The 12,851-nt window shown below is 59.7% G+C and carries 11 protein-coding genes; 6 read left to right on the top strand and 5 right to left on the bottom strand.

The features are described from left to right. The first annotated feature begins 76 nt into the window (after positions 1 to 76). The 5 genes from BAUR9175_RS10530 (at position 77) to BAUR9175_RS10510 (ending at position 4,244) form a co-directional block, all read left to right on the top strand. Positions 77 to 430: a HesB/IscA family protein gene (locus BAUR9175_RS10530; protein WP_009884650.1), complete on the top strand. Its 354-nt coding sequence runs from the start codon at positions 77 to 79 to the stop codon at positions 428 to 430. Between the two features lie 36 nt (positions 431 to 466). After that, positions 467 to 1,171 (top strand): leucyl/phenylalanyl-tRNA--protein transferase, encoded by a 705-nt coding sequence (locus BAUR9175_RS10525; RefSeq protein ID WP_009884649.1) that lies wholly within the window; start codon positions 467 to 469, stop codon positions 1,169 to 1,171. Positions 1,172 to 1,279: 108 nt separating this feature from the next. Beyond that, a complete protein-coding gene (ctaC, locus tag BAUR9175_RS10520) occupies positions 1,280 to 2,152 on the top strand; it encodes an aa3-type cytochrome oxidase subunit II (protein WP_009884648.1) in 873 nt (290 codons plus the stop codon). Continuing rightward, positions 2,149 to 3,846, top strand: a complete 1,698-nt coding sequence (gene ctaD, locus BAUR9175_RS10515) for an aa3-type cytochrome oxidase subunit I (protein ID WP_069600143.1) — start codon at positions 2,149 to 2,151, stop codon at positions 3,844 to 3,846. Before ctaC ends, ctaD begins: the two co-directional genes overlap by 4 nt. Beyond that, positions 3,843 to 4,244 (top strand): cytochrome c oxidase subunit 4, encoded by a 402-nt coding sequence (locus BAUR9175_RS10510; RefSeq protein ID WP_101583691.1) that lies wholly within the window; start codon positions 3,843 to 3,845, stop codon positions 4,242 to 4,244. Before ctaD ends, BAUR9175_RS10510 begins: the two co-directional genes overlap by 4 nt. Positions 4,245 to 5,579: 1,335 nt before the next feature. Here BAUR9175_RS10510 and qcrB read toward each other — a convergent pair. From qcrB to ctaE, 4 genes are read right to left on the bottom strand one after another with little or no spacing between them, the layout of a single operon-like run. Continuing rightward, positions 5,580 to 7,205 (bottom strand): cytochrome bc1 complex cytochrome b subunit, encoded by a 1,626-nt coding sequence (gene qcrB, locus BAUR9175_RS10500; protein ID WP_069600146.1) that lies wholly within the window; start codon positions 7,203 to 7,205, stop codon positions 5,580 to 5,582. After that, positions 7,202 to 8,245, bottom strand: coding sequence for a cytochrome bc1 complex Rieske iron-sulfur subunit (gene qcrA / locus BAUR9175_RS10495; protein WP_009884641.1), 1,044 nt, complete (start codon positions 8,243 to 8,245; stop codon positions 7,202 to 7,204). The genes qcrB and qcrA overlap by 4 nt, the downstream gene beginning before the upstream one ends. A gap of 49 nt (positions 8,246 to 8,294) precedes the next feature. Further along, complete coding sequence (qcrC, locus tag BAUR9175_RS10490) at positions 8,295 to 9,080, bottom strand: cytochrome bc1 complex diheme cytochrome c subunit (protein ID WP_029417563.1); 786 nt, start codon at positions 9,078 to 9,080, stop codon at positions 8,295 to 8,297. Between the two features lie 57 nt (positions 9,081 to 9,137). Continuing rightward, positions 9,138 to 9,812 carry an aa3-type cytochrome oxidase subunit III gene (gene ctaE / locus BAUR9175_RS10485; RefSeq protein WP_439951946.1) on the bottom strand — a complete coding sequence of 225 codons (675 nt, stop codon included), beginning with the start codon at positions 9,810 to 9,812 and terminating at the stop codon, positions 9,138 to 9,140. Between the two features lie 180 nt (positions 9,813 to 9,992). Here ctaE and trpD point away from each other — a divergent pair, with 180 nt between their 5' ends. Further along, positions 9,993 to 11,114 (top strand): anthranilate phosphoribosyltransferase, encoded by a 1,122-nt coding sequence (trpD, locus tag BAUR9175_RS10480; protein WP_069600148.1) that lies wholly within the window; start codon positions 9,993 to 9,995, stop codon positions 11,112 to 11,114. Here trpD and BAUR9175_RS10475 read toward each other — a convergent pair. Then, positions 11,082 to 12,827, bottom strand: coding sequence for a DEDD exonuclease domain-containing protein (locus tag BAUR9175_RS10475; RefSeq protein ID WP_009884637.1), 1,746 nt, complete (start codon positions 12,825 to 12,827; stop codon positions 11,082 to 11,084). The genes trpD and BAUR9175_RS10475 overlap by 33 nt on opposite strands. Positions 12,828 to 12,851: the final 24 nt, after the last annotated feature.

The raw sequence follows: 12,851 nt of genomic DNA, 5'->3' as shown, positions 1-12,851 counted from the left end.
GGGGAATAGGTTCGCTGACTATTACGTTGTCCGCGGTGTAGCCTGGAGACAGGCAGGATCGAAATAAGGAGTAACCATGACTGTGACGAACGAAGCGATGGCCACGCACGAGGTCGAACTGTCGAGCACGGCAGCCGAGAAGGTGCGCAGCCTGTTGCAGCAGGAAGGTCGCGATGACCTTCGTCTGCGTGTGGCCGTTCAGCCCGGCGGCTGCTCCGGCCTGATCTACCAGCTCTACTTCGACGAGCGCCAGCTCGACGGTGACGCTGTCCGTGACTTCGACGGCGTCGAGGTCATCGTTGATCGGATGAGCGTGCCCTACCTCGGCGGTTCGACCATCGATTTCGCCGACACCATTGAGAAGCAGGGATTCACGATCGACAATCCGAATGCCGGGGGATCCTGCGCATGCGGTGACTCGTTCCACTGATGCCGAACCGCTGAAACAGACCTGAAAGTCACTGAGATGGACCTGGAAGATCTGCGCGCCGTGTCATACACGGCAACGCAGGCCCAGGTCCTCTCTTCGTATCGGGCCGGACTGTTCCCGATGGGAATCGGCAGTGGCGGCACCGGTCGCATGGGCTGGTGGGGTCCGCGGCGTCGCGGGGTCCTCCTCCCCGGAGATCTCAAAGTCAGCAAGAGCCTGCGCAAATCGATGCGCCATTTCGAATGCAGCGTCAACACAGGCTTCGAACACGTCATCCGGGCTTGTGCTGACCCCAGCAGGCCCGGCAGTTGGATCACCGAAGACATCATCAGCCTCTACCTGGGTCTCCACAAAGACGGGTGGGCCCATTCGGTGGAGATCAGATCCGAAGGCATCCTCGTCGGGGGTCTCTACGGCGTCGCCATGGGGTCGTTCTTCGCCGGAGAATCGATGTTCCATACACGGCGCGATGCTTCCAAAGCCGCACTCGTCCACCTGGTCTCTCTCTTCGACGAAACCCTTGACAATCATCCCTCGGAGCCCGGGGCGAAGAACGCTGTCTCGAGCGCTCCCACCTCGATTGATAATGACGATGACCACCACAGATGGCTCATCGATACACAGTGGCAGACCTCACACCTGGCCAGTCTCGGCGTGTCGGAGATCAGCGGTCTCGAGTACTCCACTCGGCTAGATTCCGCTCTCCGCGGGGATCGTTGTCAGGTTATTCTCAACAAATGATCATTTGCATGTGAATTTCTACCGCTTGTAGCGGTACTCTGGTAACTGACATAGTAAGAATTCGTCTTTGGGGCACCCCGAGGCGAATAAGGTTGTGAAAGGCTGCACGTGGATTCTCCGAATCAGGCAGGACCGGGAAGGTCCTGGGCGAAGCGGCTCGGCACTCTGGGCGCCGTCGCTGTACTGGCGTTGCTGTCCGGCTGCACGAAAGAGCAGGTCTCCACAGGATTCTTCCCCGCCGAATCGAAGGGCGCCACCAACCACACCGAGGCCTACACCTCCCTGTGGAACGGTGCATGGATCGCCCTGCTGATCGTGGGGCTGATCGTGTGGGGACTCATTCTGTGGTCGATGGTCGCCTACCGCCGCCGCAAGAACGATCGCGGACTGCCTGTGCAGCTGCGCTACAGTATGCCGATCGAAATCCTGTTCACGGTCACTCCAGTCATCCTGGTCCTGGGATTCTTCTTCCAGAGCGTTCAGGTCATGGAGAAGACAACTGACGACACCACTCCAGGTGAGCAGGTCATCGAAGTCGCTGCCAAACAATGGGCATGGGACTTCAACTACGTCAATCAAGACGTGTACTTCGCGGGTACGCAGGTCCCACTCGACGGCTCTGAGAAGCCGGGGGAGGAGGCACCAACCCTCTACCTCCCGGTCGACACCGACCTCGAGATCAAGCTGCGTTCACGCGACGTCATCCACTCGTTCTGGGTTCCCGCTTTCCTCGAGAAGCGCGACATGATTCCTGGTCACGACCAGAGTCTGCATCTGCGCGCCGAGAAAGAAGGCGAGTACGTGGGCAAGTGCGCAGAGTTGTGCGGTGAATACCACTCGGAAATGCTCTTCAATGTGAAGGTCGTCTCCAAGGCCGAGTTTGAGGACTACACCAAGTCACTCGCCGACGAAGGCAACAAGGGCCAGCTCGGTCCTGAGTACGATCGCAACTGGTACCCGAAAGAAGGTGCTGAAAAATGACCGCAACGATGAATCAGGCGGCCATTGACGCCCCCGTTGTTCCTCGGAGCAAGGGAAAGATCATCGTCGACTGGATCACGTCGACCGACCATAAGACGATCGGGTACATGTACCTGATCGCGTCGTTCCTCTTCTTCTGCGTCGGCGGCGTCATGGCGCTCATCATCCGCCTCGAGCTCTTCGATCCGGGTATGCAGATCATTGAGACCAAGGAGCAGTACAACCAGCTGTTCACGATGCACGGCACGCTGATGCTGCTGATGTTCGCGACACCGCTGTTCTCCGGCTTCGCCAATGTGATCATGCCGCTGCAGATCGGCGCACCCGACGTGGCGTTCCCTCGTCTGAATGCCTTCGCATTCTGGATGTACCTCTTCGGCTCTCTGATCGCCGTCTCCGGCTTCCTCACCCCTCAGGGTGCAGCCTCGTTCGGATGGACCGCGTACGCGCCTCTGAGCAATACGACGTTCACACCGGGAGCCGGCGGAAACCTCTGGGTTCTCGGCTTGGCTCTGCAGGGAATCGGAACGATCCTCGGATCGGTCAACTTCATCACCACCATCATCACGATGCGTGCCCCGGGTATGACCATGTTCCGTATGCCGATCTTCACCTGGAACACCCTGATCACCGGCATCCTCGTCCTCATGGCCTTCCAGCCTCTCGCCGCCGCTCTGCTTGTCTTGGGAGCTGACCGCGTATTGGGATCCCATGTCTTCAGCCCCGGCAACGGGGGACCGATTCTCTGGCAGCACTTATTCTGGTTCTTCGGGCACCCGGAGGTCTACGTGATCGCGTTGCCGTTCTTCGGCATCGTCACCGAGATCTTCCCTGTCTTCAGCCGCAAGCCTGTCTTCGGCTACAAGGAACTGGTCTTCGCGACGATTTCGATTGCCGCCCTGTCGGTGACCGTGTGGGCACACCACATGTATGTCACAGGCGTCGTGGCACTGCCGTTCTTCGCTTTCATGACGATGCTCATCGCGATTCCGACAGGTGTGAAGTTCTTCAACTGGGTGGGCACGATGTGGCGAGGGTCGATCACCTTCGAGACTCCGATGGTCTGGTCCATCGGGTTCCTCGTCACGTTCCTCTTCGGTGGTCTCACCGGCGTCATTTTGGCCAGTCCCGCGCTTGACCAGCAGGTGTCGGACTCCTACTTCGTCGTTGCTCACTTCCACTACGTGATCTTCGGCACCGTCGTGTTCGCGATGTTCGCCGGATTCTACTTCTGGTGGCCGAAGTGGACCGGCAAGATGCTCAACGAGAAGCTCGGCCACATCCACTTCTGGATGCTGTTCATCGGCTTCCACGCCACCTTCCTCGTCCAGCACTGGCTCGGCGTCGACGGAATGCCTCGTCGTTACGCGGACTACCTGCCGCAGGATGGCTTCACGTGGATGAACCAGGTGTCCACGGTCGGCGCAATGGTCCTCGGCCTGTCCATGGTTCCGTTCTTCTGGAACGTATGGATCACCTCGCGCAATGCGCCGAAGGTCACCGTCGACGATCCTTGGGGCTACGGCGGTTCGCTGGAGTGGGCAACTTCCTGCCCACCTCCACGCCACAACTTCACTTCGCTGCCACGCATCCGTTCGGAGCGTCCGGCATTCGATGTGAACCATCCGGAGCTGCTCGAATACGCCGGACACGGCACTGCTGAACCGCAACTCACAGGAGGTAACGTCAAGTGAAATCCTCGATCTATGTCTTCGTGTTGTGCGCGATCTTCTTCGCGGCCGTCGGAGTTGCCTATGGCCTCTACACCGACTTCACTGAGCTCGTCGGTTTCCCGGCACTGCTCCTCGTCGGTGCGATGTCTCTGATGATCGGTGTGTACCTGTGGTTGACCGATCGTCGTGTCGGTCGTCAGCCCTCGGACAACGAGCACGCTGAGATCTCAGACGCCGACGCCGACTACGGCTTCTTCAGCCCTTGGAGCTGGTGGCCGATCGTTTGCGCCGGTGCTGCGGCAGTGGCTTTCTACGGTATCGCTATGGGTTGGTGGATCTTCCCATTCGGTGCTGTGCTCGGCCTCGTCGCTCTCGTCGGACTGTCGTTCGAGCACGATCGTGGGGATCACGCCCACTGATTCGCTGCTGAGCGAACACTGATTGAAAATCACGTTGATGGCCCGGACTCGTTTGAGTCCGGGCCATCAACCTATTCAACGAACGACATGGCAAGCCTGTGCTCAAGTCGAGCCACCGAATACTTCCGCGGCCTCGGTGAGCTCCTTGTGGTCTGACTCGTTGCTCTTAGCCGTCCGCCTTCGACCCCCGCCCTCTGCCGGGACATGGTCGACCGAGCTCACGTGTGCTTCCATCGAACAGTTCCGGCGGACCGAGGCCAAGTCGGCGTGCCCTTCAGCGGCGAAGCGGAGCGTTACCAGGCGGATCCTGCCAGCATGCTGCATCTTCGGCGATCAGGAGCGCTTGCAGGGCTCTGAAGTGTCCGTGCTGGACCTGTGACCAACTTCAACGCCTTGATCACTTGTAGCTCCTGGAGTGTGTCTGTTCGGAGCAGGTCTGGCCGCTATGCCAACTGCCGGGAGTCCCCGGTTGGGTCCACCTGTTCGCTTTCATCAGTTGCCAGCGCCTGAAACTGTCTTTGTCGCTCAGATATGATGGGGGAGTTCCTCGGACGCGCAAAAGCGGAATGCCATTCGCGAGGAGGTCCCCACGCGCCCAGCGATACTTCGTACCGTCATGACCTCAAGGTCCCGGTAAGAAACCATGGCTGATACCTGGCGCGCTCATGCTGGTTGGGGCAGTGGCTGTTCACCTCAATCGACAGCGCATCTTGGAACAGCCGAACTCATCGCGGCGATCCAGAGGATCTTCAGCGTCTGTCTGGCGACGGTGATGGATGGTCTGCCGGCGGAATCGTTGGCCTGCACTCGTCAGTACGCGGCAACGTTGCGCATAAGCACTCTACGGTCACCCCACGGACAGGTCATATTCGCCCAGGGACAGCCGATTGGCAGAGGATTGAACCCGCCATCGTCGTGACCGTGACCCTCGTTGCCGTCGCCGTCGTACCTGCCCAATTCATCAAATCCCGGAAACAGACCCGACTCCACGCCGCCGCGATTTCATTCTTCCAATCCAAACCAGGGGAGTGTGGGCTGACAGCCATAGAAGACCGCACCTGGCAGGAGCGGATGACACCAGCACGGTTGAGATCGAGAAGTGAGATCTGCGAATCGCACCACTCTCAGGTACCAATACTTGACCACCACGGCGAAGGCAGGAAATTCGTGACCGGGGTTCGACAGACACTCGCAAGGCCGACGGGGTCAGTCCGATCAGCTCGAACAGTCAACTGTGCACTGAAACAACATGACGGAAGGGCCCAACAATAGATGTTGGGCCCTTCCGTCATAGCGCTGGCTTATCAAGTTCGCGAGAGCTGAACTCCAGGTCGATCAGTAGCCGATCTTCTTGTGAGTGTTCGACTCCACCGAATCATGATCGTGATGCGATGCTTCGAGCTCCTGCTTGGTCACTGGCGCGACACGGTCTTCGAAGAAGAACCTGGAGAGCTTCGCACGGAACTTCTCAAGTCCGGTGATCTTGCCTTCCGCATTCGGCTCTGCCGGCGTGTACGACGGCGACTCGAACGCTGTCAGCTTCCACAGTTTATGTGGTGGCAGCGCTTCGTGACGCTCAAGGAACTCGCCATGGGGGAGACGGATGATGTTCGCTGTCTCCCGACCGTGCAGCGCGATCTCACGATCCTTGCGCTGCAGACCGATGCACATTCGCTTCGTGATCATGTAGCCGATGATCGGACCGACGAAGAACACTATGCGGAAGATGTAGATCATGTCGTTGAGCGACATCTGGAAGAACACCGCAATGATGTCACCCGAGGCAGCGGCCCACATGTTGCAATAGAAGATGATGCCTGCAACACCGATGGCAGTACGCGTGGGGTTGTTGCGAGGACGATCGAGGATGTGGTGTTCACGCTTGTCCTTGAGCAACCAGGACTCGAAGAACGGATAGATGAACATCGCACCGAAGACGCCGCCCATGACAACCACCGCACTGTTGATATTCAGTGAGATCGGCCAGCCGGCAATGTAGAACTCGAGCCAACCGGGAACGATGCGCAGGAAGCCGTCTGCCCAACCGATGTACCAGTCAGGCTGCGTGCCTGCAGACACCGGCGACGGGTCGTACGGGCCGTAATTCCAGATCGGGTTGATCGTGAAGAGGGCTGAGATGAGTGCCACCAGGCCGAAGATGAGGAAGAAGAATCCTCCACCCTTGGCTGCGAATGTCGGCAGAACCGGCTCGCCGACGACGTTCTTCTCTGTGTTGCCTGCACCTGGGTACTGCGTGTGCTTGTGCACGACGACGAACACCAGGTGGATGCCGATCAGAGCGATCAGCAGCGCAGGAACGATCATGATGTGCAACGAATAGAGCCTGGCCACGATGTCAGTGCCTGGGAACTCGCCGCCGAAGATGAAGAACGAAAGATATGTTCCGACCAGTGGCAGCGATTTCACGATGCCGTCGATGATTCGCAGACCGTTTCCTGAGAGCAGATCATCGGGCAGCGAGTAACCGGTGAAGCCGGCCGCCATACCCATGATGACCAGGAGCACACCGACGATCCAGTTGAGCTCACGAGGGCGACGGAACGCGCCGGTGAAGAACACGCGCAGCATGTGGATGCTCAGCGCAGCGACGAACAGCAGGGCACCCCAGTGGTGCATCTGACGGATGAACAGGCCACCGCGGATCTCGAATGAGATCGCCAGGGTCGAGTTGTACGCCTCTGAGATCTCGACGCCACGCAGCGGCGCCCAGGGACCTTCATAGTGCATCTCACCCATTGCAGGGGTGAAGAAGAAGGTCAGGAACGTTCCGGAGAGGATAACGATGACGAAGCTGTAGAGAGCGACCTCACCGAGCATGAACGACCAGTGGGAAGGAAAGATCTTGCGTCCGAACTCGCGGACGAGGACTGAAGCCCCGACTCGAGTTTCGGCGAAGTTCGCGGCCTTCCCGATGGTTGTTGTGGGTTGTGTAGTACTCATGGGTGATTGATCTCCCAGAACGTAGGTCCGACGGGCTCAGGGAAGTCCGACTGTGCGACCAGATATCCTTCGCTGTCGACCGAGATGGGCAGCTGCGGCAGTGGACGCTTGGCCGGGCCGAAGATGACCTTGCAGTGTTCGGTCACATCGAAGGTCGACTGGTGGCACGGGCAGAGCAGGTGGTGTGTCTGGTGCTCATACAGTGCGACGGGGCAACCGACGTGGGTGCAGATCTTGGAATATGCGACGATGCCGTCGTGTGACCAATCCTTGCGATCCGGATCTTCTCTGAGTTCCTTGGGATCGATGCGCATGAGCAGAACGGCGGCTTTTGCCTTCTCCTCCAACGGGTGTTCGGCGTTCTCTTCATCGCCGATGCCGGATGGCAACACGTGGTAAGCCGAACCGATGGTGACGTCGTCTGCCTTGATGGGGCGTTCCGATTCCACCGATGGAATGCCGCCCGGATCCTGGATCAGGCGAATGCCCTTGCCCCAGAGGGTGTTGAACATCTTGTCTCCGGGCAGTGGGCCAAGGTCGCGGAAGACGAGGACTGCGGGCAGGGGAGCGATGGCCAGCGCCGCGATCAGCGTGTTGCGCAGAAGCGGACGACGGGCGATGCCTGACTCTTCCTTCGCCTGATGCAGAATCTCAAGGGCAACTGCCTGATCCTCTTCGCTGCCGCCGATGTCGTGACGCTCATCGATTCCCTCGTGATCGCTCATGAGGTTCTTGGCCCACAGCACTGCACCGGCGCCGATGGAGAACATGGCTACTGCCGCACCAAGGCCGATGGAGGTGTTGTGAAGACGGATGCTCTGCATCGTCTCACCCGGTGTGAACAGGAAATAAGCGACAATGAACCAGATGGTTCCGACCATCGACAGGACGAACCAAGCCGCCACCTGGCGCTCAGCTACCTTCGCGGCCTTCGGATCGCGATCAGCGACTCGCGGCTTATGTTCCGGCAGCCCCGGGTTCGTGAACCCATTCAACTCCTCGAGCTGGCTGCCGCCGCCGAAGTGGTCTTTCGAGGTCATTGAATTCCCCGTCTTTTCTCGTGGTGGTTACTGAACGACATTGACTGACTCACTTTGCCCTGGATGACAGCCATACTGTCAGTCCGATGACCGCGCTGAGCCCGAAGAACCAGATGAAGAGTCCTTCTGCCACGGGTCCCAGCGATCCCAGCTTGAAGCCACCGGGCGATGGGGTTTCCGAGACCTCTTTGACATAGGCGATCACGTCGCGCTTGTCATCAGGAGTCAGGTTTGCGTCGTTGAAGATTGGCATGTTCTGCGGACCGGTCTGCATTGCCTCGTAAAGGTGCTTCTCGGAGACGTCCGACAGGTTCGGAGCGTACTTGCCGCGGGTGAGCGCACCGCCGGCGCCGACCACGTTGTGGCACATGGCGCAGTTGGTGCGGAAGAGGCCACCGCCGGCTGCGGGGTCACCCTTGGATGCGTCGAGGTTCTCTTCCTCAGGAACGGCAGGGCCGGGGCCCAGCGAAGCAACGTAGGCCGCGAGCTGAGCGGTCTGCTCCTCATCGAACTGAGGTTCCTTGGTACGTGCCTGCGGCCCATTGGCCTGCAGCGGCATACGACCGGTTCCGACCTGGAAGTCGACGGCAGCTGCGCCGACGCCGATGAGACCCGGTCCGGCCTTCGAACCCTCGCCGCTGAGACCGTGGCATGTTGCACAGTTCGCTGCGAAGAGCTTTTTGCCTTCCTCGACGTCCGAGGCGCTGGCGGTCTCCGCCTGGGCGCTCGAAGTCTGAGTGAAGAGTGCGTAGGCTCCGCCAGTCAGCAGCAGTGCCACCAAGAGCAGCACAACCAGTGCCATTGGGTGCCTGCGGCGATCTGCTAAAAGCTTCACGTGATCGTCCTTTGCTTTAAATGTTGTGAGTCCGAATGGCCGAGCATCTCGAGCCGACTATTGAAGGAGGTAGATGACTCCGAAGAGACCAACCCAGACAACGTCGACGAAGTGCCAGTAGTAGGACACGCAAATCGCGAATGTGGCGTCATGGTGACCGAACTTCTTGGCTCCGTATGCTCGTCCGATCACAAGCAGGAAGCAGATGAGTCCGATGGTCACGTGAATACCGTGGAACCCAGTGGTCAGGTAGAAGACGGAACCATAGCCATCGCTGTTGATGGCGATGCCTTCGCTGACCAGGGTGGCGTATTCCATGACCTGGCCGGAGACGAAGACCGCGCCCAGCAGGAAGGTGAGGTAGAACCACTCAACCATTCCCCATTTGGCGACGTTGAACAGAGAACCCGTCCGGCGAGGCCGGAACTTCTCCGCTGCGAAGACGCCCAGCTGGCAGGTGAATGAAGACGACACCAGGATCAGCGTGTTGCCGAGCGCATATGGGATGTCGAGAACCTCAGTCTGGGTCTCCCATAATTCCGGCACAACGGATCGAATGGTGAAGTACATGGCGAAGAGCGCGGCAAAGAACATCAGGTCGCTCGCGAGGAACACGATGAAGCCCACCGTGGTCACATTCGGACGATTGACAACCGGATGTGCTGGCGCTGTTTGAGATGCAGTGGCAGTTGACACAACCCCATTATTACTCGTCTCGGGGTAAGTTTTCATCTTTTACCCAGCTTTCGGTGAATATTTTTCTACACGGTGTAGCGAAAACGTTGATTTGGTGCCGGAATCTCGTATTCGGATCACCTGGCCCCCGCGTGTCGAAGACAGGATAGGATGCCGCAGGTAAGTTCCATCTCGTAGTCAGAGGTGGTGGCAGCACCTTAAGGAGAGTTCATTCGGATGACGGAGACACCGCGTACGACACCCCCGGAAACACAGGATTCCGGGACCCGAACCACATCTGAGGGCGCCACCTACAATTGGCCCGATCTCCTGATGAACCTCATGCACCAGCAGGACCTTGATGAGTCCGCTGCGGCGTGGGCAATGGACCAGATCATGTCCGGGCAGACACCCGATGTGACAATGGCCGCATTCCTCGTGGCACACCATACGAAGGGCGAGACCGTATCGGAGATTGCGGGTTTGGTCTCGGCCATGATGGATCACGCCGTGCCGTTGCCGGGCCTCGAAGATTCCGTTGACATCGTCGGCACCGGTGGAGATCGCGCGAAGACTGCCAACATATCCTCGACCGCGGCGATGATCATCTCTGCCTCGGGGCAGCGCGTCGTCAAGCACGGCAACCGTGCGACGTCCTCAGCCTCCGGCTCCGCAGATGTTCTCGAAGCCCTTGGCGTTCGCTTCGACATCACGCCGGAACAGACCGGGATCATCGCAAAGGAAGTCGGCCTGGCATTCTGCTTCGCCAACGTCTTCCACCCCTCCATGCAGTTCGTGTCGGCTGTGCGTCGGCAGATCAGTGTGCCGACTGCGTTCAATATCCTCGGCCCACTGACGAACCCGGCTCGTGCCCGTCACACCGCGATCGGCGTGGCTGACGCGCAGATGGCTCCTCTAGTCGTGGGCACCTTGGCCAAGCGGGGGCATCAGGCGATTGTGTTCCGGTCCCGAGACGGACTGGACGAACTGAGCAACACCGACGTCAACGATGTGTGGGAAGTCCGCCATGGCGAGGTCGAGCACATGACCTTCGATGCTCTGGATCTGGGCTTCGATCGTGTGACGAAGAATGATCTGCGTGGCGGTGGCCCCGATGAGAATGCCGAGATCACCCGATCGGTGCTCAACGGTGAGAAATCAGCGGTGCGAGACATCGTGCTGATCAATACCGCAGCGGCACTGGTCGCGGCCGATGAGTCCTCGGTGGGGAGCTTGACCGAGCGGATGGCGGCAAAACTCGTCATTGCGGAAAAGACCGTTGACGCCGGCCTCGGTGCACAGAAGCTCGATCAGCTGATCGAGGTCTCACACAGGGTCGCTGAGACGAACCGTCCCTGACTCCTGCGCATGGTAGTTGGCACCAGCGCGGGGGAGCGACCACGCCCCCTGCGCTGATGTCAGCGTGGCTGACTGCAGCCACTGGGACAGCAGCCGGGTCTCCTCTGGGAGAGAATCGGTGTCGGCTGGAAGACGACCTGGAGCAGGCACCCATTCTGCGGTCGCTGCGATGGCGGCGAATGACTCGTCAATCGCCTGCGAGCCACGGACGTGCGAGGCTGCGGCCAATTTTCCGTGACGGATCACGGCGAGATCGATCCCACCCTCGGGTCCCGGGGCGTGCGCAAGGATCTCAGGGACAGCCCGCAGCGCCTGAACCGATTCGGCCCGAGCCGCACACGAGAGCGCCGAGCGCATAGCGTCGCGCACCTCAGCGGCGGTCTCGTACCTCGCTTCGTCAGCCAGCCGCGACATTCGCTGAGTGCACAGACTGCGCAGAGAAGTGAAGTCTCCGGCCATGACCTCGAACAGTGCGGCGATGTCATCCAGGTAGGCCTGCCTGTCCAGCACCCCGGCACAGGGTCCTCCGCACTGACCGACTTGGGAGCTCACACACGGACGGTGAGAGGCGAGGTTGGAGGCAGTGATCTTCGCTGTGCATCGTTTGACCGGGTAGAGGGTATCGAGAAGTTCCTTCACCGCTTGTGCTGTCTTGCGTGATCGGAACGGGCCGAGCGGAGTTGCGGGTGACTTCTCCAATGCCGTGTTCGCCCGGACCACTGACAGACGTGGATATTCCTCATCGCTGAGAACGATCCAGGAATTGCGTTCAGGGTTCTTCGAGCGACGGTTGTACGGCGGGGCGAGTTCGCCGATCAGGCGGATCTCTCTGACTTCGGCTTCGAGGGCATGCGCGCACGGCAGGCAGCTGACTTCTTGGGCAGCAGTGATCATCTCAGCCATTCGGCCTCGGTTCTCCGAGGCATTGAAGTAGCCTCGGACGCGCCGGGCCATGTTCCCGGACTTCCCGATGTAGAGGACACGGCGAGTTCCATCGAGGAACATGTAGACACCCGGCTCAGCCGGAACTCCCTTAGCCAGGTGCGACTTGGCCTGGCGTTTCGCCCACCCTGCCTGGCGTACCGTGGCCAACTCTTCGAGCGTTGTGATGCCGTAGCCTCCGAACCGTTCGAGGACCCGGTGCAGCACCTCTCCCGTGGCCTTGGCATCGGACAGCGCACGGTGGTCGGGTGAGACCTCGGTTCCGAAATGAGCGGCGAGGGTCGACAGTTTGTGATTGCGCACCTCGTCTCGACTCACCACTCGCCGAGACAGAGTGACGGTGTCGAGGACTGTCGGCTGGGGCCAGTGGTAGTCGAGCTTTTCACAGGCCGAGCGGATGAATCCGATATCGAAGGGGGCATTGTGGGCGACCAGTACCGCGCCGACGCAGAATTCCAGAAAGCTGGGGAGGACCGAACGAATGGACGGTGCATCGTCGACCATGGCGTGTGTGATGCCGGTCAACCGTGCCACGAAGGGACTGATCACCGATTCTTCGGGCTTGACCAGAGACTGAAACTCGCCGAGGACCTCACCGCCGCGCGTCTTCACCGCACCGATCTCAGTGATCTCCGACTTTCCTGCGGTCGTGCCTGTCGTCTCTAAGTCCACGATGACGAAAGTGACCTCATGGAGCGGTGTGCCAAGGGCATCGAAGGACAGCTGGGAGGATTCGATTGCTGTCGGAGTTCGGTCGAATGGGGCAGACATGCGCCCCAGTATTTCACCCACCAC

Origin of the sequence: Brevibacterium aurantiacum (genome assembly GCF_900169065.1) — a bacterium.
Lineage (GTDB): Bacteria > Actinomycetota > Actinomycetes > Actinomycetales > Brevibacteriaceae > Brevibacterium > Brevibacterium aurantiacum.
Note: the sequence above shows the minus strand (reverse complement) of the source record. Positions and strands in the feature narration are given on the sequence as shown.